Origin of the sequence: Stutzerimonas stutzeri (assembly GCF_051028275.1) — a bacterium.
In the GTDB taxonomy this organism is placed as follows: domain Bacteria; phylum Pseudomonadota; class Gammaproteobacteria; order Pseudomonadales; family Pseudomonadaceae; genus Stutzerimonas; species Stutzerimonas stutzeri_AS.
This window is the reverse complement of sequence record NZ_CP069269.1, coordinates 2,676,114-2,697,298: the sequence shown is the minus strand read 5'-3', so window position 1 is coordinate 2,697,298 and position 21,185 is coordinate 2,676,114. Positions and strand designations below refer to the sequence as shown.

The window sequence follows — 21,185 nt, the reverse complement described above, 5'->3', positions numbered from 1 at the left end:
TCATAAACATTCGTTGGATTGATCGTAATCCCAGCGGGAAACTGGCGCCATCCACAAGGGAGGTGCACCAGATGAAAAGCCATGTCGAACATGCTCAAGCCCATGCGTTGAGCGCTACTACTTATCGAACCGTTGGACGGTCACTGCGCGTTGTCTTGCAGCGGTTACGCCGCTGGCATGCGTTGTACCGTGAGCGCCAACGGCTCGGGTCGTTGAGCGATGAGATGCTCAAAGACATTGGGCTGAGCCGTGCAGATGTCGAGACGGAAGTAAATCGACCGTTCTGGGATGAACCCTTTCGTCGCGGATGAGCATTCATGGGCGTACAGACTCTGACCCTGTGCTCATGTACGGCGAATCAGTTTGCGGAGCAGGAAGCGGTTGGGATGACAGGCTTCGGCAATTGCACGGGGCAACGGCAGGGGCTCGTCATCGAGCCAGGCGGCCAGGAGTTCGCCAGATAGCGGCGTGGTGATCAGCCCGCGCGAGCCGTGCCCCGTGTTGACGTACAGGCCGTCTAGCCAGGGGCAGGGCGTGTTTGGCGTTTGGCGGGCATCCTTGGACAGCACGGCATACGCTTCGGCGAACGGCTTGGCATCCGCGATCGGGCCGATAATCGGCAGGTAGTCGGGGCTGGTGCAGCGAAAGGCCACGCGCCCATGCAGTTCATCGACGGATTTTTGGTGGGCATGCAGGCGCAGATACAGGTCAGCTGAGATCTCTTCCAGCATCTCCAGATTCGAGCGGTGCTCGGCTTCGCTCGGCGTGGGTGAGCGCTCGGCAAAATTGAAGCTGGCACCGAGCGTGTGCCATCCCTCTCGCGGCGGTGCAACGTATCCCTTCGCACAAAGCACGGTCTTCAACGCGAGGCTCTCGTCCGTTGCCTGCAGCTCGGTTATCTGACCGCGGATCCGCTTGAGCGGCAACCAGGCGCTTTGGCTGAAGCGCGCGGCCTCGGCTGCGCCGGCCAGGACAACTATGGGGGCTTTAGCGAGGATCTGGTCCTCGTTCATCGCTTGCCACATCTCCCCGGTACGGCGCAGCTCGATGGGGTGCTGGTGGCGGATCAGCTCGATGTTCGGGTGCTCGATCATCCAGCGGCACAGCGCAGGCGGATGCGCCCAGCCGGCGTCCGGGTAGAATAGCCCACCGTTAGCCAGTCTGACACCCGACAGCTGTTCGGCCCGGTCGCGATCCACTGAATGCAGTAGCTCGACCGGAAAGGCTCCGAGTAACTCGGCGTGCCGTGCAGCCTCCTTGTCATCGAACGCGATCTGCAGCACCCCACAGGCATCCCAGTCCCGGCCATGCTGGAGGTTGCCGAGCAGGCGTCGGGTATAGCCGAAGCCGCTTACCACCAGCTGCGACAGCGCGGTGCCGTGCGCGGAGAGTTTCAGGTACAGCACCCCTTGCGGGTTGCCGGAGCCTTCCTGGGCGATGTCAGCATGACGCTCGAGCAGCGTGACCTGCCAGCCACGCGCGGCCAGGCTGCTGGCACTGGCGCAACCGGCCAGACCCGCACCGATTATCAGAGCCTTGCGTTCGGCGGGTTTGAAAGCCGGGCGAGCAAACCAGGGCTTGCTCGATTGCAACGACGCGCCAACGAACTGGCCGCACAAGCATTCCCACTTTTGACCAAAGCCGGGGATGCGCTTCACCTCGAAGCCTGCTGCTTTCAATGCGCGGCGTACGTCACCGGCACTGGTGAAGGTGGCCACGGTCGCGCCCGGTCCAGACAGGCGCGCCAGTTGATCGAACAACGCCGGTTGCCACATCTCAGGGTTTTTCGCCGGGGCGAAGCCGTCCAGAAACCAGGCATCAATACGGGCGTCGAGCGTCTTCAGGCACTCCAACGCATCGCCGATCAAGAGGGTCAGCACCACCGAGCCGAAGCGGAACTGCTGAAAACCGGGGTTCACCGCCACGTACTGTTCCAGCAGCCGCTGCGCCTGTGTTTGCAGGTCCGGCCACAGAGCCAAGGCGCGCTGAAGGTCTGCACGCGAAAGGGGATGTTTTTCCACGCTGACGAAGTGCAGCCCTGCGCCGGAGGGCGCGCTGCGCTCGAACAACGCCCAGGCGCAGAGGAAGTTGAGCCCGGTACCGAATCCCGTCTCGCCGATCACCAGCCGTTCATTGGTCTTCAGCGCAGCGAACCGCTCCGCCAGCGCGCTCGGCTGCAGGAAGACGTGATCGGTTTCTGCCATGCCCGAGGTGCGAGAAAAGTACACGTCTTCGTATTGGCGCGACTGTGGCTGGCCGTTGGCGTCCCAGTCGAGCTCTGCTGGCTGAAAATCGGTTGAAGAGTGGATGGACATGACGGGCATCCTGGCGTGAAAGGCGGCGATTCTATCAGCCGCGGGAAACCCGCCGCGGGCGCGCTTTGTCGCATGAACACAAACCGGCAGAACCTGCTGCTCACGGCTGAGGGGGAGAGCCTGCTAGGGTTATGCGAAGCCATCGTCTGGAGCACCCAATGTTCGAGTCTGCGGAAATCGGCCACACCATCGACAAGGACACCTACAACAAAGAAGTGCCTGTTCTGCGCGAGGCGCTGTTGCAGGCGCAGTACCGCCTCAGGGAGCAGGCGCGGTTTCCGGTACTGATTCTGATCAACGGCATCGAGGGCGCCGGGAAAGGCGAGACGATCAAGCTGCTCAATGAGTGGATGGACCCACGGTTGATCCGTGTAGACAGCTTCGATGTACCAACGGACGAAGAGCTATCGCATCCACCCGCATGGCGCTACTGGAGACGGCTCCCGCCCAAGGGGCAGACCGGGATCTTTTTCGGTAACTGGTACAGCAAGATGCTTGAGGACCGAGTTCATGGCCGGCTGAAAAAAGTTGATCTCGAACTGGCCATCGATCGCGCTCAACGCTTCGAGCGGATGCTCTGTGCCGAGGGCATGCTGATCTTCAAGTTTTGGTTCCATCTATCCAAGGATCGCATGCTTCAGCGCCTCGAATCGCTCAAGGATGACCCGCTGCACAGCTGGCGCATCAGCCCACTGGATTGGCAGCAGTCCAAGACCTATGACAAGTTCGTGCGCCAAGGCGAGCTGATCCTGCGCCGGAGCAGCCGAGACTTCGCGCCCTGGTACGTGATCGAGGGCTACGACGAGCGTTATCGAAGCCTCACCGCCGGGCGGTTACTGCTCGAAGGACTGAATGCTGCGCTCGATGCGGTCGATGACCAGCCCTCACAGCCGCACACCGCGCCGGTCGAGCTGAACGTTGATCGGCTGAGCCTGCTTGGTAGCCTTGACCTCGAGCAGAAACTCAGCAAGGACGATTACAAGGAGCAACTGAGCCAGGAGCAGGCACGCCTGTCCCAGCTGCTGCGCGACCCGCGTTTGCGCAAGCGTGGTGTGCTGGCGGTGTTCGAAGGGCATGACGCAGCGGGTAAGGGCAGTGCCATCCGGCGCGTCACCGATGCACTCGACCCTCGTTTGTATCGCATCGTGCAGATCGCTGCGCCCAGCGAAGACGAACTGGCGCAGCCGTGGCTCTGGCGGTTCTGGCGCAACGTTCCGGCGCGGGGGCAGTTCACCATCTTCGATAGGTCCTGGTACGGCCGGGTGCTGGTCGAACGGGTCGAGGGGTTCTGCTCGCCGGATGAATGGCTGCGTGCTTATACCGAAATCAACGAGTTTGAGGAGCAGCTGGTCGATGCCGGCGTGGTCGTGGCCAAGTTCTGGCTATCGATCGACAAGGACACCCAGATGGAGCGTTTCCAGGAGCGCGAGAACACGCCGCATAAGCGATTCAAGATCACCGAGGAGGACTGGCGCAACCGCGAAAAGTGGGACGCCTATGGTCATGCCGTGGCGGACATGGTCGACCGCACCAGCACCGAGATCGCACCTTGGACGCTTGTCGAAGCCAACGACAAGCGTTTTGCAAGGGTCAAGGTGTTACGTACGCTCAACGACAGGCTGGAAGCCGCCATCGAGACCAAGTAAAGGCTGAATGCGCTAAGCAAAGCTGCGGCGAGCCGGGCGATGGTCGACCATATCCCCGCTGAATGGTCGTCGCCTTGGGCGAAGGGCTGGAACTATGCTCCGGTCATCGTCCAACAGGCAGACCGCGGCGCAGCCGTGCAGCGCGGCATGGCGTCTGCCCAACCATTCGAGGTATGCCATGCGTGAAGTAGTGATCGTCGACAGCGTCCGGACAGGCCTGGCCAAGTCCTTCCGCGGCAAGTTCAATATGACCCGTCCCGATGACATGGCGGCCCATTGCGTCAATGCGCTGCTGGCGCGCAACGATCTGGACCCCAAGCTGGTGGAAGACTGCATCGTCGGTGCAGGTTCCAACGAAGGTGCTCAGGGCTACAATATCGGCCGCAACGTAGCGGTGCTGTCGAATCTGGGCATTCAGTGCGCAGGCATGACCCTCAATCGCTTTTGCTCCTCCGGCCTGCAATCTATCGCCATCGCGGCCAACCAGATCGCCTCGGGCTGCAGCGACATCATCGTTGCGGGCGGCGTCGAATCCATCACCATGACGGCCAAGAGCCGAAACAGTGAGAACCTGTTCAACCCGATTCTGCAGGAGCGCGTCCCGGGGCTTTATCACAGCATGGGCCAAACTGCCGAGATGGTGGCGCGCCGCTACAACGTGACACGCGAACAGCAGGATCAGTACTCGTTACAGAGTCAGCAGCGCACCGCACGCGCTCAGGCCGAAGGGCTGTTCCAGGACGAAATCGTGCCGATGAACGTCCGCTATTTCACCGAAGACAAGGCCACCGGCGAACGCACGGAGCATGAAGGTGTGGTCGACCGCGACGACTGCAACCGTCCCGATACAACGCTGGAGAACCTGTCGGCGCTCAAGCCGGTATTCGCAGATGATGGCTCCGTTACGGCGGGCAACGCTTCGCAATTGTCGGATGGCGCGTCGATGACCCTGGTGATGAGCCTGGACAAAGCCCTGGAGCTGGGCCTCAAGCCGCGTGCCTATTTCCGTGGCTTTACGGTCGCGGGCTGCGAGCCAGACGAGATGGGCATCGGCCCGGTGTTCTCGGTGCCGCGCCTGCTTCAGGCTCGTGGCCTGCAGGTCAGTGACATCGATCTCTGGGAGCTCAACGAAGCCTTCGCTTCCCAGTGCCTTTATTGCCGAGACACGCTCGGCATCGACAACGAGAAGTTCAACGTGAACGGCGGTTCGATCTCCATCGGTCACCCCTTTGGCATGACCGGTTCACGCACTACCGGCCACCTCATCCGTGAATTGCAACGCCGCAACAAGCGTTTCGGTGTGGTGACCATGTGTGTCGGAGGCGGTATGGGCGCATCGGGGCTGTTCGAAGCCGTGCGCTAACCATCGGGCCGCAAAAAAACCCGCGCCAGGCGCGGGTTTTTTGTTGCCGACCCAGCTCAGCTGCGGCTGGACTCCAGCATGGTTTCCGGACGCACCCACTGATCGAACTCCTGATCCGTCAGATGCCCTAGATCGAGCGCCGCTTCGCGCAGGGTTGTGCCTTCTCCATAGGCCTTTTTGGCGATTTCGGCTGCCTTGTCGTAGCCGATGTGCGGATTGAGTGCCGTGACCAGCATCAGCCCCCGTTCCAGATGTTCGGCCATACGCCCGGCGTCCGGTTCCAGGCCGACGATGCAGTGGGTATTGAAGTTTCGGCAGCCATCGGCCAGCAGTCGGATCGATTCGAGCATGTTGTGCACGATCACCGGCTTGAACACGTTGAGCTGCAGGTGCCCCTGGCTCGCGGCAAAGCCAACCGTGACGTCGTTACCCATCACCTGGCAGGCCAGCATGGACAGCGCCTCGCACTGAGTCGGATTGACCTTGCCCGGCATAATGGAGCTGCCCGGCTCATTGGCAGGCAGACGTACCTCGGCGAAACCACCACGCGGTCCCGAGCCCAGCAGGCGCAAGTCGTTGGCGATCTTCATCAAGGCTGTAGCCAGGGTTTTCAACGCGCCGGAAAGCGCTACCAGCGGTTCGTGGCCGGACAGGGCGGCGAACTTGTTCGGCGCCGATACGAACGGCAGGCCGGACAGCGCGGCCAACTCCGCTGCAATCGCTTCGGCGAAACCGTGCGGTGCGTTGAGGCCGGTGCCGACAGCGGTGCCACCCTGGGCCAGTTCGTAGACGGCGGGCTGGGCGTGGCGAATCGCCTGTTCGGCGATATCCAGCTGAGCGACGAAGGCCGACAGCTCCTGGCCAAAGGTCACCGGGGTTGCATCCATCATGTGGGTGCGTCCGGTCTTGACTAGTGAGCCATGTCGCGCGGCCTGCTCGGCGATACCACCAGACAGCTCGGCGATGGCGGGCAACAGATCATCATGAATCGCCCGGGCGATGGCGATGTGCATGGCGGTCGGGAAGCAGTCGTTGGAGCTCTGCGCGCGATTCACATGATCGTTGGGGTGCACCGGGCTCTTGCCACCACGTGTGCCGCCAGCCAGCTCATTGGCACGCCCGGCGATCACCTCGTTGACGTTCATGTTGCTCTGGGTGCCGCTGCCGGTTTGCCAGACAACCAGCGGAAACTGGTCATCGTGTTGGCCTGACAGTATCTCGTCAGCAGCCTGTTCGATCAGGCGGGCAACGTCCGGGGGCAGGTCGCCGATGCGGTCGTTGACACGTGCTGCGGCTTTCTTGATCAGCGCCAGGGCATGGCAGACAGCAAGCGGCATGCGCTGCTCACCGATAGCGAAGTTGATCAGCGAGCGCTGTGTCTGCGCGCCCCAGTAGGCCTGTTCCGGGACTTCCACTGGGCCCAGACTGTCGGTTTCGGTGCGTGTCATGCCGTAACTCCATCGGGTGAGATATTGCAGTTAGGTCGCCGGTCGCCGGTACAGGTTCAATCCGGCCTGCAGCTGTTCCTTGAGCGACGGGAACTCCGCGCGCAGAATAGGTCCACTGAGGTTCACCTAACGACCACCAAGGATCATCTCATGCACATGCTTCGTACATTCGGCCTTTGTAGCGTTCTGTCGATAACGCTGCTCAGTGGTCAGGCCAGCGCGGACAACGCCAACCACGCAACCCAGGCCGAGCGTTTCCTGGAACTGGTCAACGCTGATCGGCTCGCGGTGCCGGTGTATGCCCAGGTGCAGCAGATGTTCGCTCAACGCTTCGAGCAGACCCAGGCACCAGAGAGCAAGCGCGCACTGCTCGAGCAATATCAGTCCAAGGCCGATGCAGCCCTGGACAAGGCGATCGGCTGGGAACAGATCAAGCCGGACCTGATCAAGCTCTACGCTGACAACTTCACCGAGCAGGAGCTTACCCAGCTGAATGAGTTCTACGAGTCGAATCTGGGCAAAAAGATGCTCAGCACGCTACCGGAGTTGAACGCGCGCTCCGCGCAGGTCACACAGGCCAAGCTGGAAAGCGCCGTGCCCCAGGTGAACAAACTGCTGGCAGAGATGACTGCCGAACTCGATACCCAGAAAAAGCCCTGACGGAGCCCGCCTGGCATGTCAAAGATCGACCTTATCCAAAGCGCGCTGCAAAGCGCACTGCAACCTCAGCATTTGCAAGTGCTGGATGAAAGCCATATGCACAGTCGCGGCCAGGAAACCCATTACAAGGCGGTGATCGTCAGTGAGCAGTTCACCGGCCTGAATGCTGTCAAGCGCCACCAGCGTGCCTACGCCGCGATGGGCGATTTGATGCAACAGATTCACGCCCTCGCGCTGCACACCTATACCCCGGACGAGTGGGTCGAGCAGGGTGTCGCGCCCGCGTCCCCGGTCTGCGCCGGGGGGCATAAGTAGTCAGCTGCCGGGCGGCTTGAAGCTTGTCTGGAATTTGTTGCTAGAATGCGCGCCGCGCCGGCTCACGCCGGCGTCGTCGTTTCCGCATTCCCGGTCCGCCCTTTGCGTGGGTGACCACTGGAGGAAGTACCCGCATGACTCACAAGATCGTCGTAGCGGCGCTGTACAAGTTCGTCTCCCTGCCGGACTACGTCGCGTTGCGTGAACCCCTGCTCGACACCCTCAATGCCCATGGCATCAAGGGTACGCTGCTGTTGGCTGAAGAAGGTATCAACGGCACCGTCTCCGGCAGCCGCGAAGGGATCGATGCCTTGCTCGCCTGGTTTGCTACCGATACGCGCCTGGCTGACATCGATCACAAGGAATCCTACTGCGACGAGCAGCCCTTCTACCGCACCAAGGTCAAGCTGAAGAAGGAAATCGTGACCCTTGGTGTGCCGGGCGTCGATCCCAACCAGCGCGTCGGTACCTATGTCGACCCGAAGGATTGGAACGCACTGATCGAAGATCCGGAAGTGCTGCTGATTGATACCCGCAACGATTATGAAGTGGCCATCGGAACGTTCGAAGGCGCAATCGACCCGAAGACGAAATCCTTCCGAGAGTTTCCCGAGTACATCAAGGCGCATTACGACCCGGCCAAGCACAAGAAGGTCGCAATGTTCTGCACCGGCGGTATCCGCTGCGAAAAGGCGTCCAGCTACATGCTCGGCGAAGGCTTCGAGGAGGTTTATCACCTCAAGGGCGGTATCCTCAAATACCTCGAAGAGGTGCCGCAGGAAGAAACGCGCTGGCGCGGCGACTGCTTCGTGTTCGACAACCGCGTGACTGTCCGCCATGACCTCAGCGAAGGCGACTTCGACCAGTGCCATGCCTGCCGCACCCCGATTTCGCTGGAGGACCGCCAATCCGAACACTACGCTCCAGGCATCAGCTGTCCACACTGCTGGGATAACCTCAGCGAAAAGACGCGGCACAGTGCGCGCGAGCGGCAGAAGCAAATTGAACTCGCGCTCAAGCGCAACCAGCCACACCCCATCGGCTACAACTATCGCAAGGCGGGTGTGTAACCGAGTACAGCCATGAGGCGCGCAAATCGCGCTTCATTTCAATCGAACCGGAGCGCCGATGAGCAGCCGACTGATCTATGTGATGGACCCAATGTGCTCATGGTGCTGGGGCTTCGCACCGGTCGTGCAGGCATTGATCGGGCAGGCGCAGGCACGAGGCGTGGGCAGCGATCTGGTTGTCGGTGGTTTGCGCCAGGAGCGAACGCCGATGGACCAGGCCGCTCGCGACCGCACAGGGTCCTACTGGCATGCGGTGCACGAGACGACCGGCCAACCGTTCAACTTCGAGGCGGGCTTGCCGGACGGGTTGGTCTACGACACCGAGCCGGCATGCCGCGCGCTGGTCGCCGTGCGCGGTATCGATGGTCAAGCCGCGTGGCGACTCGCCGGGCTGATTCAGCAGGCGTTCTACGTTGAAGGGCGCAACGTCACGTTGCCACCGGAGCTTGTCGACCTGGCTGAAAAGGCCGGCATTCCCCGCATCGAGTTCGCTGATCGCTTCGATTCCCAGGCTGCGCGTGATGAGACCGTGGCGGATTTCGAGTGGTCCCGTAATCTCGGGATCGCCGGTTTCCCCACCGTGCTGGCTGAACACGATGGTCAGTTTGCATTAGTGACCAACGGATACCAGCCGATCGAGGCGCTATCGCCGCTGCTGGCGCGCTGGCTGGACCATAACATTGATAGCTGATCAGCTCAGTTGGGCCGAAATCCGCCGTCTTGCGCTGCACCACCATAAAGCCCTGGTGTTAGCAAACCTTGTCGCCGTGCTGGCGACGCTGTGTAGCGTACCAATTCCCTTGCTGTTGCCTTTGCTGGTCGACGAGGTACTGCTCAAGCAGGGCGACGCAGCGCTGGAAGTCATGAACAATTTCCTTCCGGCTGGGTGGCAGACCGCGGTCGGCTATATCGGCCTGATGCTTTGCGTAACCCTGTTGCTACGCGCTTCAGCGCTGGTCTTCAACGTTCTGCAGGCCCGGCTGTTCGCTCGCCTGTCAAAGGATCTGGTGTACCGCATCCGTGTTCGGTTGATCGAGCGGCTCAAGCGGATCGCGTTGAGCGAATACGAAAGTCTGGGTGGCGGAACCGTTGCGGCCCATCTGGTTACCGATCTGGAGACCATCGACAAATTCATCGGCGAAACGCTCAGCCGTTTGTTGGTGGCTGTGCTTTCCATTGCCGGTACCGCGGCGATCCTGCTCTGGATGCATTGGCAGCTGGCGCTGTTGATCCTTCTGTTCAATCCTCTGGTGATCTACGCAACGGTGCAGCTGGGCAAGCGCGTCAAGCATCTGAAGAAACTGGAGAACGACAGCACCTCGCTGTTCACCCAGGCGCTCACTGAAACCCTGGATGCCATTCAAGAAGTCCGGGCGGGCAACCGGCAGGGATTCTTCCTGGGACGCCTCGGTTTGCGGGCTCGCGAGGTGCGTGACCATGCTGTCGCCTCTCAGTGGAAGACGGACGCCTCGAACCGCGCCAGTGGTCTGCTGTTCCAGTTCGGTATCGACATCTTCCGCGCCGCTGCCATGCTCACGGTGCTGTTCTCGGACCTGTCCATCGGGCAGATGCTCGCCGTGTTCAGCTATCTCTGGTTCATGATCGGCCCGGTGGAGCAGTTGCTCAATCTGCAGTACGCCTTCTATGCCGCAGGCGGTGCTCTCGGTCGTATCAATCAGCTGTTGGCGCGCACCGATGAGCCTCAGTATCCGGGTGGTCAGGATCCGTTCGCTGGGCGCGACACGGTCGAGATCGAAGTTCAGGGGCTGCGTTTCAGCTATCAGGATGAGCCAATCCTGGAAGGGCTCGATCTGTCCATCTCCGCCGGTGAAAAGGTCGCCATCGTCGGGGCCAGCGGCGGCGGGAAAAGCACCTTGGTTCAGTTGCTGCTGGGTCTGTATCAGCCGCAGGCCGGGCATATCCGGTTCGCCGGGGTTGAGGTGCAGGACATAGGTCTGGCGACAATCCGCGACAACGTGGCAGTGGTGCTCCAGCACCCGGCCCTGTTCAACGACACCGTGCGAGCAAACCTCTTGATGGGCCGTGAGCGGGACGACCCGGCATGCTGGCGGGCGCTGGAAATTGCCCAGCTGGCCGATACGATTCGGCAATTACCGGCCGGGCTGGACAGCATTGTCGGTCGCTCCGGCGTTCGTCTATCCGGTGGGCAGCGGCAACGATTGGCTGTGGCGCGCATGGTGCTGGCCGAGCCCAAGGTGGTCATTCTCGACGAGGCTACCTCAGCGCTCGATGCAGCCACTGAGTACGCCCTGCATCAGGGGCTCAATCGTTTTCTGCAGGGACGCACCACCACGCTGATCATCGCTCACCGTTTGTCGGCGGTGAAGCAGGCCGACCGGGTACTGGTTTTCGACGGCGGGCGTATTGCGGAGCAGGGCGATCACCAACAGCTGATCGCGGACGGAGGGCTCTACGCCAAGCTTTACGGGCATCTTCAGCAGCATTGAGCGAGCATTTGGCGCAACCCTGTGCGCTCAGTTCCAGACTGATCAGTGCGTGGTGGCAAATTGACGTCAATTCCTGATTAAATTGCCGCGCTTTCGCACTCAATTTTAGTCGCGACCTGCCGACTCCATGAGCACGCTTACTTTTTAGGGATCCTTTGATGCAGTCCGTCGATATATTCGCCAACCTGTCCGTAGGGAAGAAGTTGCTGCTTGGCTTTGCTATGGTCCTGCTGCTGACTATGGGTGTCGCAGGAACCGGCTTCTACGCCGTGGACTCGATCCTTAACCGTGCGTATCAGATGACTCAGCTCCTACGCATTAACGCCGCGCTGCTCGAGGCACGCGGCTTGGAGCGTGATTTTGCACTGACTCGCAGTGACGAATCTGCTGCGGCCTTGCGCAGCACCTTGGCCGAACTCAATCAGGAGCTTGATGAGCTTGCTAAAAGCTCGTCGAAAGAAGAGCAAACGACGCTCGAGCAGATCCGCCGTGACGCAGCCGTCTACTCAGATGAGTTCACCCAGTACGGTCAGTTGATCAGTAACGGCGTCGCGCTTCGAGAGAGCATGAGCGATGCCGCACAGAAGAGCCGAGAGGAATTCGAATACATCGAACTGGACATGTACGACGCGGTGCGTGTGTTGCGTCTTGAAGGTGACCACCTGAAAGGTAGCGACCCGCTGACCATTGCCGAAGCGGCGTCCGGCCTGACCAAGCGCATCCTCGATCTGCGTACCTTCGAAAGCATGTTTCTGGGCAATAGCGCTCAAGCTGCGGTGGACAGCTGGAACGAGTCCTATCAGGACGTCACCACTATCGGAAACAGTCTGAAAACCTGGCTCAACGACGAACAGAAAGCGACGATGGACGGCGCTCTCACGGCGCTTGCGTCCTACCAGCAAGCGTTTGGTGAATTCCGTAACAACCGTGCTAAGCGCGTCGCGCTGGAGCAGGAAATGGTGGCCCAGGCTCAGCGAATCCTGGACGCAGCCGAGCAGGCGCTGGCCGGTGCTACCGAGGCGATGCAGGAACAGCGCCGCAACGCCTATCTGCTGCTCGGGGTCATCAGCGTTCTGGCTGTCGTCATAGGCCTGGTGGCCGCGACTGTGATCTCCCGCATGATCGTCGTACCGCTGCGCTATACCGTTCAGCTCGCTCAACGGGTCGCCGAAGGTGACCTGACACAGTCGACAAAAGTCACCCGTCGCGACGAGCTCGGCCAGTTGCAGAAGGCAATGTCCGAGATGACGGAAAGCCTGCGCACTCTGATCGGCCGCATTGGCGGTGGCGTTGGCCAGATTGCCACTGCTGCCGAACAGCTGTCGGCGGTGACCGCCCAGACCAGTGCTGGCGTACAGAAACAGCGGGTCGAGACCGAGCAGGTCGCTACTGCCATGCACGAAATGGCAGCCACCGTTCAGGAAGTCGCGCAAAACGCTGAGCAGGCGTCTCACGCTGCCCGCCAGGCTGACCAACAGGCGCGCCAGGGCGATGTGGTAGTCAAGGACGCCATTGGCCAGATCGGCAGTCTGTCCGGCGAGGTCGAGCATTCCGCTCATGCCATCGAAGAACTCAATACCGAAAGCGGCCGTATCGGCACCGTGCTGGAAGTGATTCGCGCGGTGGCCGAACAGACCAACCTGCTCGCACTCAACGCGGCGATCGAAGCCGCCCGTGCCGGAGAGCAGGGGCGTGGTTTCGCTGTGGTGGCTGACGAAGTACGCGCCTTGGCGCGCCGTACCCACGACTCCACCGAGGAAATCGAAGGCCTGATCGCTAATCTGCAACGCGTGGCGCAAAAGGCCGTGGAGCAAATGCAGACGAGTCGTAACCTGACCCAGCGAACCGTTGAGTTAGCGAACGAAGCGGGCAGCGCGCTGGGCCGCATCACCGAATCAGTCTCGACTATCGAGCAGATGAACCAGCAGATCGCGGCCGCCGCTGAGGAGCAGAGCGCTGTGGCGGAGAACATCTCCGAGAGCGTGACCCGTGTTCGCGACATTGGCGAGCAAAGCGCCAGCGGTAGCGAGCAGACCGCCGCGGCCAGTGCTGAGCTGGCGCGACTGGGCATCGAACTTCAAGGGCTGGTGGCGCGTTTCCGCACCTGAGTGTCATGTTGCAGCACCGAAGCCCCGGCTCTTGCCGGGGCTTTGTCGTTTATGGCGCTGAACTCCGGCGAGACTCCACCTATCTAGAAAGGTGAGGCGGCTGCGGCCGCACGCTCTGGAGAAGAACCTTGAAACCCGTTCTGTTCGCTATTTGCTGCCTCGAACGCGGAGTAGCCCATCGATGAAAACCAACGCATTCGCTGCGGGCGAGTCCCGGCTGAAACAAGCGATTACGGGGCCGGCACTGTTTCTGTTCATTCTCGGTGACGTACTGGGTGCCGGCGTGTATGCGCTGGTGGGCAAGATAGCCGGCGAGGCGGGCGGGGCTGTCTGGGTGCCGTTGCTGGTGGCATTGGGTTTCGCAATGCTCACGGCGGCTTCCTACGCGGAGTTGGTCACCAAGTATCCAAAGGCTGGTGGCGCGGCGGTGTTTGCCGAGCGGGCTTTTGGCAAGCCGTTGCTGTCCTTTCTGGTCGGGTTTTGCATGCTGGCTGCTGGAGTGACCAGCGCGGCTGGATTGTCGCTGGCGTTTGCCGGCGATTACCTCGGTGCTTTTCTCGACACCCCGGCGGTGCCCACAGCATCGGTGTTCCTTGCCATCGTCGCATTGCTGAATGCACGTGGCATCAAGGAATCGCTCGGTGCCAACGCGGTCATGACGGTGATCGAAGTGTCCGGCCTGTTGTTCGTGGTCGTGCTGGCCGCGCGCTTTCTCATGAGCGGGCAGGGTGAGCCGTCGAGGGTGTTGGAGTTCACACCCGGTGTATCGCCAGCGCTTGCCGTACTGGGCGCGGCGTTGATCGCCTTCTATTCGTTCGTTGGCTTCGAGGTGTCAGCCAACGTCGCCGAAGAGGTGAAGGATGTGCGCCGCAACTATCCCCGCGCGCTGTTCGGTGCGTTGCTCATGGCTGGATTGGTCTATGTGGGTGTTGGTATCGCCGCGACGGCGATACTCCCTCCTGCAACTTTAGCGGATTCGTCTGCACCCTTGCTCGATGTGGTTCGCGCCACCGGCTATGCAGTACCGGATTGGCTGTTCGCAGCGGTGGCGCTGGTAGCGGTCGCCAATGGCGCGCTGCTTACGATGATCATGTCCAGCCGGTTGGCCTATGGGATGGCGGACGAGGGGCTGCTGCCCGTCGTGCTGACCCGTGTGCTGCCGGAACGGCGTACCCCTTGGCTGGCGATCGTGCTGACCACCTTGCTGGCGATGATTCTAACCGTGACGGGCACATTGACCGCGCTGGCAGAGACGGTGGTGCTGTTGCTGCTGTTCGTCTTCATGAGCACCAACGTGGCGGTGCTGGTGTTGCGCAAGGACAAGATCGACGCGCCGCATTTCCGCACGCCGACCCTTTTGCCGATCCTGGCGATCATCTCCTGTCTGGTACTGCTGTCCCAGCAAGGCGCCGGCACCTGGTTGCGAGCCGGGTTGTTGATGGCGCTGGGTGCCTTGCTCTATGGGATTGGGCGTTGGCGCAACGGACGACGTAGCTGATCAGCCTCGATTCAATTCTGCGGCCCATTCGGCCAAGGGCAAGCTTGGCTGTTGATGCCAGATGCGCTGCCAGATCAGCTTGAGCCGGCTCATATCACCGCGCTCGGCCGGGCGTCGCTCGACGAAAGGGATCAGCTTCCAGCCGGCACCGTTGCGCTCGGCCAGTGCGAAACGGAAGGGGTGGAAGCCGGTCATGCCGAGCCGCAAATCGGTCACCAACAGCTGATTTCCTACCTCGTCGTAGCGCAGCACGCCGCCGCTGAACCACTGCAAGCGCGCATGCTGCGGCGAGTCGCTCAGTGCCGCGGCGAGCCCGTCACCGCGAGGAATGCTCACCAGCTCGGGTGGTTGGTCATCGAACCAGCTCACCAGCGCTTCGTAGTAGTGCTCGTCGTCGATCACGATAACGCGCCACAGCAGGCTGTTGAATGGTGTCGGTGTGCTGAACAGCTGGGTCGCCTGGATACCTTGCTCGGCCATCACCGCTTCCACGCGCTGTTCGGCCATCTGCTTGCCTACGAGCGTGAAGCCCAGATAGACCGTAGACAGCCCTAACGTGATGTTCGTCCACCGCGGGCTGCGGCCTTTCAAACCACCAATTGCACTGGCCAGCACCGCCAGCAATAGCGGGACGCTGTACAGTGGGTCGATGATGAACACGCTGGACCAGGATACAGGCGGTGTGGAAAGGGGCCAGAAGAGCTGGGTGCCGTAACTGGTGAACGCATCAAGTAGCACGTGGGTCGCCAGTACCAGCCAGATCGTCAGGAACAGGCGTGTGCTGCTGTATTCTGGGTCGGGCCGTACCCGCCTCGCCAGCCAGGTTAGCGCGACGGCCAAGAGACTCAGAACGAAAAGCGAATGACTGAAGCCGCGGTGATAGGTCATGTCCGCGACGGCGTCACCGTAGTCGATGATCACGTCAAGGTCGGGCAGAGTGCCGAGTACCGCGCCGTAGACCAGCGCCTTGCGACCTTGCCAGCGACCGAGCAGTGATGCGTGAACCGTGGCGCCGAGTAGAGCCTGTGTGATCGAATCCATGCAGGAGTCCATTTATAGCGAGCGGGCTACAGTAGCCGAACCGACTCGTCCGTAGCGGCTCGAAATCTTATAAAAACGTGTCGATGTCAGCTGGCTTGTAGACAATGCCCGTTCATCTCATATCAAGAAGGGCCGATGCTCGAAATCTCCAACACCGTTCAACTCCCCGACAGTGAGATCGAACTCACCGCGATTCGTGCCCAGGGAGCCGGCGGGCAGAACGTCAACAAGGTGTCCAGCGCGTTGCATCTGCGCTTCGATATCAACGGCTCCTCACTACCACCGTTCTACAAGGAACGGCTGTTGGCGCTGCGTGATAGCCGCATCACGGGCGATGGTGTGATCGTTATCAAGGCCCAGCAATACCGAACCCAGGAGCAGAACCGCGCGGATGCACTGGATCGTCTGGCCGAGCTGATTCGCAGCGTGGCCAAGGTGGAAAAAGCGCGCCGGCCTACTCGCCCTACGTTGGGCTCGAAAAAGCGGCGTCTGGAGGGTAAAAGCAAACGCGGCGCGATCAAGGCTGGCCGCGGCAAAGTAGATTTCTGACGCACGCCGGTGGCGTTACCCCCTGCGTCCTCAATCGGCCGTGTGCTGCTGGGGCTATGAGTGGGTCCCTGTACGCGGTTCGACGACATCTTCCTCGAGCGGATGCGCTTCTTCGTCGAGGATATCCGTCTCGGCAACTTCGTGTTCCGGCGTATCGGGCATCAGCTCGAGCACGGTATGGCTCGTGCGCAGCATCGGCGTGAAGTGGCCGTGTGGTTCGGTGACCAGATCAAACACGCGGCGTGAGCGGAAGTACGAGTAGAGGGCCAGAATCGCTAGGGTGACAGCAAAGAACACTGGGAGCGCCTTGGGGCCGAAAAAGCTCATCAGGCCACCCGCGACCACCGGGCCAAACGCGGCGCCGAACCCGTTGGCCAGCAACAGCCCGCTGGAGCCGGACAGAATCTCGTCCGGGTGCAGTTGGTCGACCATTTGCGCGACGGCAATCGAGTAGATGGAAAACGCCAGCCCGCCCCACAGGAACATCATGCCCAACAGCAGTGGTCCGGAGCTAAGTGGCGTGATAAGGCCACCCAGAACTGCGGCAATGGTAACCACCCAAAGCAGCACAAGTCGTCGGTCGTGAGTATCCGAGAACAGCCCGATGGGCCATTGTAGAACCGCGCCGCCAAGAATGGTGATGCTCATCAGCAGACCCACGCCAGCTGCATCGAAACCGGTTTGCGAAGCGTAGACCGGTGCCAGGCCCCAGAACCCTCCCAACGTCAGGCCAGAGATGCCGGCCGCCATCAGGGGGAGCGGGGCGATGCGCGCCAGTTGCAACAGGTCGGTGGCTGGCATGTCTGGCTGCGCGGGTTGTGCCTGGCGAGTCAGCGTAATCGGCATCAGCGCCGCAGCGATGAGGATTGCCGCCAGGGCGAAAAGCGTGAAATTCATCGGGCTGTCGAGACTCAGCAGCTGCTGAGCCGCCGCCAGCGACCCGAGGTTGACCGCCATGTAAAGCGCAAACACCTGGCCGCGCTTTTCTCCACTGACCTGCGCGTTAAGCCAACTCTCAATGACCATATATAGCGTGACCAGCGCAACCCCGTACATCACACGCAGCACCAGCCACACCCAGGGATTGACGATCAGCACGTGAAGGAGCACAGCAACCGATGCCAGTGCTGCATAGAATGCAAACGTGCGGATGTGACCGATGCGGCGAATAAGCGACGGCGCGAGCCAAGTGCCGACGAGGAACCCTGCGAAGTAGCCGGACATCAGCAGGCCGATCAACCCGGTGGAGTAGCCTTCTTCAATGCCGCGTAGCGTCAGCAGCGTGTTCAGCAGTCCGTGGCCAAGCAGGAGGAATGCAACTCCACCCAGCAGCGAGCCGATGGGGGCTAATAACGACGTCATAACAAAACAACCCTGAGCAAAATTTAGTCCGTAAAGGCGTGCCGCCATGCAGCAACGCGGCGTACCGTTTTATCCATAAGTGACGGAATCACTTCTATGTCCGATCGTCGATGCGTTGGCGCATGCAGCTTGGGCAGCATCTTTGTCCGAGGATTCAAAACGAAGCGGAATTTCTAGCAGAGCGCCTCCTCTGATCGGTGGTCGATTCGGACCCGAGCGCAGCGCCCAACGCATCCAGGCTACAAGCTTGGCCCAACTTTCCAGCTTTGTCCCGGCGCCAATGTCGCGATCAGTGCGCGGACACTGCCGGGCAGGGCGTCGAGCTCACGAACCAGAATGCTGCGTTCCCGGACAGCCCAGGGCTCGTCGAGGTCAATCAATGCCAATCTCATGGTTCGGCTGTGTCGGCGTGCCGCGGATTCCGGAATGATGCCGATGCCAACCCCGGCCTCGATCATCCGGCATACAGCTTCGAAACTCGATAGCTGAATGCGCAGCGACAGCTGACCGCCGGCCGTCTCTACCTGGTCGCGCAAGAATGACAACAAGGTACTCCCCTCATGCAAACCGATGTGTTGGAAGCTCAACGTCTGGCGGAGGGTCACCTGTGGCTCATTGGCTAGTGGATGACCGATCGGCACGGCAAGTAGCAGCCGGTCCGTACTGAAGTGCAGCACCTGTAGTCCTTCGGCACTCACCGGTCCTGCGATGATACCCATGTCCGTGCTGCCATCGAGCACACCGCGGACGATGTCGCGGCTCAACCGTTCCTGAAGGTCGACCGTTACGCCTGGGCGCTGAACGAGAAAGCCGGCCAGCACCTCCGGCAAAAACTCCGTCACCGCGGTGGTGTTGGCAAAGATGCGGATATGCCCAGCAGCATCGGCGCCATAGTCGGTGAACTCGCTTTTCAGGTAATCGACCTGCCGCATGATCAAGCGCGCATGTTGCAACAGCGTTGATCCGGCAGGGGTCAGCTCGACCCCGCGGCTGTCGCGATAGAGCAGACGGCTGCCCAGTTGGCTTTCCAGTGCTTTGACACGCGCGCTCGCGGCGGCCGGGGACAGGTGCGCGCGTCGTGCCCCTTGGGTCAGGCTGGGAGATTCAGCGACATGAATGAACAGGCGCAGGTCGGCCAGATCGAAATGCATAGTTACGCTCAGGCGATTCGTGTGCGTTCAGCTTAGCCGAACGCGGGCCTCGGTAATTGCTGATTCTCTGTATGCCGGGCAGGGCGCATCCTACCGAAAAAATAACGCGGGAAGCTCAGATGACCGACTTGACTGCCTGGATTGGACGCAGCGAAGAAGCCCACGACCAACTGAGTCGAAATCTCCTGATGCGCATCGCTGCTACGCTTGGTGATGAGACGCCTGCCCACGGCGAAGCGCTGCCACCCCTCTGGCAGTGGTGCTTCTTTCATGAACCGGTGCCAGAAAACGGGTTGGGTGAGGATGGGCATCCGGTGCGGGGTGGCTTCCTGCCGCCGGCGGACAACCGTAATCGTATGTGGGCCGGTGGACGCCTTGAGTTCCTCCGGCCGCTTGAAGCCGGCGGCGAGGCGCGGCGGGTGTCGACCATCAAGCACATAGAGGAAAAACAAGGGCGCACTGGCGCGCTGCTCTTCGTGACCGTCCAGCACGACTATCTGCAGGAGGGGCGCCTGGCCATCCGCGAAGAGCAGGACATCGTCTATCGCGAGCCGAGCCCGCCGAAGGCCGATAGTGGCGAGCCCATGAGGGCCGGCGATTGGCGCGAGGCGGTCACGCCAACCTCGACGCTGCTGTTTCGTTACTCCGCCGTCACCTTCAACGGCCACCGCATTCACTATGACTGGCCTTACGTAACCGACACCGAAGGGTATTCGGGACTGGTCGTGCATGGCCCGCTTATCGCGACGCTCAGCCTGCGCGCGTTCTGCCGTGCCCACCCCAACGCGCGTTTGCGCCGTTTCGCCTATCGCGGCCTGCGTCCGCTGGTAGCACCGCAACCCTTCGAAGTGGGTGGTCGCATCGTCGCGCCAGGCAAGGCCGAGCTTTGGGCCGGTGACCACCGGGGTCTGGCACAGAAGGCTGAAGTGGAATTCGACTGAACAACGGATCGCGACTGGATGACGGCACAGCCCTATCCAGCGCCGAGACCTGCCGCCTGAAAAAGCATCGAGGAACCGAGATGACGCCGCACAAGAAAGAAGAATTGAACGCCATCCGAGAAGGCGTACGCGCACTCTGCGCCGAGTTTCCTGCTGAGTACTGGCGCCAGCTCGACGAGAAGAAGGGCTTTCCTGAAGCCTTCGTCAGTGCCATGACCGAAGCGGGCTGGTTGTCGGCGATGATTCCGGAAGCCTACGGCGGCTCGGGACTGGGCCTGGCTGAAGCCTCCCTGATCCTTGAGGAAGTGAACCGCTGCGGTGGCAACTCAGGGACCATCCATGGCCAGATGTACAACATGTTTACCTTGCTCAGGAACGGCAGCGAGGAACAGAAACGCCATTACCTGCCGAAGTTGGCCAGCGGTGAGCTGCGCCTGCAGTCCATGGGCGTGACCGAGCCCACCACCGGTACTGACACCACCAAGATCAAGACCACCGCGGTGCGCAAGGGTGACAAGTACGTGATCAACGGCCAGAAGGTATGGATCTCGCGCATCCAGCATTCGGACCTGATGATCCTGCTGGCCCGTACCACGCCACTGGCTGAGGTACAGAAGAAATCCGAAGGGATGTCTATCTTCCTTGTTGATCTGCGCGAGGCCATCGGCAACGGGCTCACCGTCCAGCCGATCGCCAACATGGTCAACCACGAGACCAACGAGCTGTTCTTCGACAACCTGGAGATCCCCGCCAGCAGCCTGATCGGAGAGGAGGGCAAAGGCTTTCGCTACATCCTCGACGGCCTCAACGCCGAGCGCACCCTGATCGCCGCCGAGTGCATCGGGGACGGTCGCTGGTTCGTGGAGAAGTCTGCCGCTTACGCCCGTGATCGCGTGGTGTTCGGGCGACCCATCGGCCAGAACCAGGGCGTCCAGTTCCCCATCGCCGAAGCGCATATCGAAATCGAGGCCGCCGACCTGATGCGTTGGCGTGCTTGCGAGGAATACGACAGCGGCCGCAATGCCGGCGCGGCGGCGAACATGGCCAAGTACCTGGCGGCCAAAGCCAGCTGGGAAGCCGCTAACGCCTGCCTTCAAACCCATGGCGGGTTCGGCTTCGCCAATGAGTACGACGTCGAGCGCAAATTCCGCGAGACGCGGCTGTACCAGGTCGCGCCGATTTCAACCAACCTGATCCTCTCGTACGTGGCCGAGCATTTGCTTGAACTGCCGCGCTCGTTTTAACGGAGC

General features: G+C 61.2%; 18 protein-coding genes. 13 read left to right on the top strand and 5 right to left on the bottom strand.

The annotated features are described in order from the left end of the window. Positions 1-71 precede the first annotated feature (71 nt). Complete coding sequence (locus tag JQR87_RS12285) at positions 72-311, top strand: DUF1127 domain-containing protein (protein ID WP_407296780.1); 240 nt, start codon at positions 72-74, stop codon at positions 309-311. Between the two features lie 33 nt (positions 312-344). On the opposite strand, the gene mnmC is transcribed toward JQR87_RS12285, so the two are convergent. Next, positions 345-2,315 carry a bifunctional tRNA (5-methylaminomethyl-2-thiouridine)(34)-methyltransferase MnmD/FAD-dependent 5-carboxymethylaminomethyl-2-thiouridine(34) oxidoreductase MnmC gene (mnmC, locus tag JQR87_RS12280; protein ID WP_407296782.1) on the bottom strand — a complete coding sequence of 657 codons (1,971 nt, stop codon included), beginning with the start codon at positions 2,313-2,315 and terminating at the stop codon, positions 345-347. A 158-nt stretch (positions 2,316-2,473) separates the two neighbouring features. On the opposite strand from mnmC, the gene pap reads away from it, so the two are divergent. Together pap and JQR87_RS12270 are read left to right on the top strand one after the other, a co-directional pair. Further along, positions 2,474-3,961, top strand: coding sequence for a polyphosphate:AMP phosphotransferase (pap, locus tag JQR87_RS12275; protein ID WP_407296783.1), 1,488 nt, complete (start codon positions 2,474-2,476; stop codon positions 3,959-3,961). Positions 3,962-4,139: 178 nt separating this feature from the next. Next, positions 4,140-5,324, top strand: a complete 1,185-nt coding sequence (locus JQR87_RS12270; RefSeq protein WP_407296784.1) for a thiolase family protein — start codon at positions 4,140-4,142, stop codon at positions 5,322-5,324. A gap of 56 nt (positions 5,325-5,380) precedes the next feature. Here the strand turns inward: JQR87_RS12270 and JQR87_RS12265 are convergent, their stop codons facing one another. Beyond that, entirely contained in the window at positions 5,381-6,772 is a 1,392-nt protein-coding gene (locus JQR87_RS12265) for a class II fumarate hydratase (RefSeq protein ID WP_407296786.1), read from the bottom strand. 150 nt (positions 6,773-6,922) lie between these two features. Between JQR87_RS12265 and JQR87_RS12260 the strand changes: the two genes are divergently transcribed. The 7 genes from JQR87_RS12260 to JQR87_RS12230 all read left to right on the top strand — a co-directional run bounded on the left by JQR87_RS12260 (position 6,923) and on the right by JQR87_RS12230 (position 14,891). Then, positions 6,923-7,432 carry a DUF2059 domain-containing protein gene (locus JQR87_RS12260; RefSeq protein ID WP_407296788.1) on the top strand — a complete coding sequence of 170 codons (510 nt, stop codon included), beginning with the start codon at positions 6,923-6,925 and terminating at the stop codon, positions 7,430-7,432. Positions 7,433-7,447: 15 nt separating this feature from the next. Further along, a complete protein-coding gene (locus JQR87_RS12255; RefSeq protein WP_407296789.1) occupies positions 7,448-7,747 on the top strand; it encodes a BolA family protein in 300 nt (99 codons plus the stop codon). A gap of 134 nt (positions 7,748-7,881) precedes the next feature. Beyond that, a complete protein-coding gene (locus tag JQR87_RS12250; protein WP_407296791.1) occupies positions 7,882-8,817 on the top strand; it encodes a rhodanese-related sulfurtransferase in 936 nt (311 codons plus the stop codon). A gap of 58 nt (positions 8,818-8,875) precedes the next feature. Then, positions 8,876-9,508 (top strand): DsbA family protein, encoded by a 633-nt coding sequence (locus JQR87_RS12245; RefSeq protein WP_407296794.1) that lies wholly within the window; start codon positions 8,876-8,878, stop codon positions 9,506-9,508. Then, the gene (locus JQR87_RS12240; RefSeq protein ID WP_407297723.1) at positions 9,501-11,285 is read left to right on the top strand and encodes an ABC transporter ATP-binding protein; all 1,785 of its coding nucleotides are present in this window, start codon (positions 9,501-9,503) and stop codon (positions 11,283-11,285) included. Before JQR87_RS12245 ends, JQR87_RS12240 begins: the two co-directional genes overlap by 8 nt. 158 nt (positions 11,286-11,443) lie before the next feature. Beyond that, positions 11,444-13,393: a HAMP domain-containing methyl-accepting chemotaxis protein gene (locus JQR87_RS12235; protein ID WP_407296796.1), complete on the top strand. Its 1,950-nt coding sequence runs from the start codon at positions 11,444-11,446 to the stop codon at positions 13,391-13,393. 181 nt (positions 13,394-13,574) lie between these two features. Beyond that, positions 13,575-14,891, top strand: a complete 1,317-nt coding sequence (locus tag JQR87_RS12230; RefSeq protein ID WP_407296799.1) for an APC family permease — start codon at positions 13,575-13,577, stop codon at positions 14,889-14,891. On the opposite strand, the gene JQR87_RS12225 is transcribed toward JQR87_RS12230, so the two are convergent. Then, the gene (locus tag JQR87_RS12225) at positions 14,892-15,932 is read right to left on the bottom strand and encodes a metal-dependent hydrolase (protein WP_407296801.1); all 1,041 of its coding nucleotides are present in this window, start codon (positions 15,930-15,932) and stop codon (positions 14,892-14,894) included. Between the two features lie 135 nt (positions 15,933-16,067). Here JQR87_RS12225 and arfB point away from each other — a divergent pair, with 135 nt between their 5' ends. Beyond that, a complete protein-coding gene (arfB, locus tag JQR87_RS12220) occupies positions 16,068-16,481 on the top strand; it encodes an alternative ribosome rescue aminoacyl-tRNA hydrolase ArfB (RefSeq protein WP_407296803.1) in 414 nt (137 codons plus the stop codon). 54 nt (positions 16,482-16,535) lie between these two features. Here arfB and JQR87_RS12215 read toward each other — a convergent pair whose 3' ends face one another. Together JQR87_RS12215 and JQR87_RS12210 are read right to left on the bottom strand one after the other, a co-directional pair. Continuing rightward, on the bottom strand, positions 16,536-17,843 hold the full coding sequence (locus JQR87_RS12215) for an MFS transporter (RefSeq protein WP_407296805.1): 1,308 nt from the start codon (positions 17,841-17,843) through the stop codon (positions 16,536-16,538). Between the two features lie 239 nt (positions 17,844-18,082). Next, on the bottom strand, positions 18,083-18,994 hold the full coding sequence (locus tag JQR87_RS12210; RefSeq protein ID WP_407296807.1) for a LysR substrate-binding domain-containing protein: 912 nt from the start codon (positions 18,992-18,994) through the stop codon (positions 18,083-18,085). Between the two features lie 119 nt (positions 18,995-19,113). Between JQR87_RS12210 and JQR87_RS12205 the strand changes: the two genes are divergently transcribed. Together JQR87_RS12205 and JQR87_RS12200 are read left to right on the top strand one after the other, a co-directional pair. Further along, positions 19,114-19,935 (top strand): FAS1-like dehydratase domain-containing protein, encoded by an 822-nt coding sequence (locus JQR87_RS12205; RefSeq protein WP_407296809.1) that lies wholly within the window; start codon positions 19,114-19,116, stop codon positions 19,933-19,935. Between the two features lie 80 nt (positions 19,936-20,015). Beyond that, complete coding sequence (locus JQR87_RS12200; protein ID WP_407296811.1) at positions 20,016-21,179, top strand: acyl-CoA dehydrogenase family protein; 1,164 nt, start codon at positions 20,016-20,018, stop codon at positions 21,177-21,179. Positions 21,180-21,185 lie beyond the last annotated feature (6 nt).

Coding starts and splice junctions, on each gene's coding strand:
- JQR87_RS12285 (WP_407296780.1), top strand. CDS start 72: ATGAAAAGCCATGTCGAACATGCTCAAGCCCATGCGTTGAGCGCTACT.
- mnmC (WP_407296782.1), bottom strand. CDS start 2,315: ATGTCCATCCACTCTTCAACCGATTTTCAGCCAGCAGAGCTCGACTGG.
- pap (WP_407296783.1), top strand. CDS start 2,474: ATGTTCGAGTCTGCGGAAATCGGCCACACCATCGACAAGGACACCTAC.
- JQR87_RS12270 (WP_407296784.1), top strand. CDS start 4,140: ATGCGTGAAGTAGTGATCGTCGACAGCGTCCGGACAGGCCTGGCCAAG.
- JQR87_RS12265 (WP_407296786.1), bottom strand. CDS start 6,772: ATGACACGCACCGAAACCGACAGTCTGGGCCCAGTGGAAGTCCCGGAA.
- JQR87_RS12260 (WP_407296788.1), top strand. CDS start 6,923: ATGCACATGCTTCGTACATTCGGCCTTTGTAGCGTTCTGTCGATAACG.
- JQR87_RS12255 (WP_407296789.1), top strand. CDS start 7,448: ATGTCAAAGATCGACCTTATCCAAAGCGCGCTGCAAAGCGCACTGCAA.
- JQR87_RS12250 (WP_407296791.1), top strand. CDS start 7,882: ATGACTCACAAGATCGTCGTAGCGGCGCTGTACAAGTTCGTCTCCCTG.
- JQR87_RS12245 (WP_407296794.1), top strand. CDS start 8,876: ATGAGCAGCCGACTGATCTATGTGATGGACCCAATGTGCTCATGGTGC.
- JQR87_RS12235 (WP_407296796.1), top strand. CDS start 11,444: ATGCAGTCCGTCGATATATTCGCCAACCTGTCCGTAGGGAAGAAGTTG.
- JQR87_RS12230 (WP_407296799.1), top strand. CDS start 13,575: ATGAAAACCAACGCATTCGCTGCGGGCGAGTCCCGGCTGAAACAAGCG.
- JQR87_RS12225 (WP_407296801.1), bottom strand. CDS start 15,932: ATGGATTCGATCACACAGGCTCTACTCGGCGCCACGGTTCACGCATCA.
- arfB (WP_407296803.1), top strand. CDS start 16,068: ATGCTCGAAATCTCCAACACCGTTCAACTCCCCGACAGTGAGATCGAA.
- JQR87_RS12215 (WP_407296805.1), bottom strand. CDS start 17,843: ATGACGTCGTTATTAGCCCCCATCGGCTCGCTGCTGGGTGGAGTTGCA.
- JQR87_RS12210 (WP_407296807.1), bottom strand. CDS start 18,994: ATGCATTTCGATCTGGCCGACCTGCGCCTGTTCATTCATGTCGCTGAA.
- JQR87_RS12205 (WP_407296809.1), top strand. CDS start 19,114: ATGACCGACTTGACTGCCTGGATTGGACGCAGCGAAGAAGCCCACGAC.
- JQR87_RS12200 (WP_407296811.1), top strand. CDS start 20,016: ATGACGCCGCACAAGAAAGAAGAATTGAACGCCATCCGAGAAGGCGTA.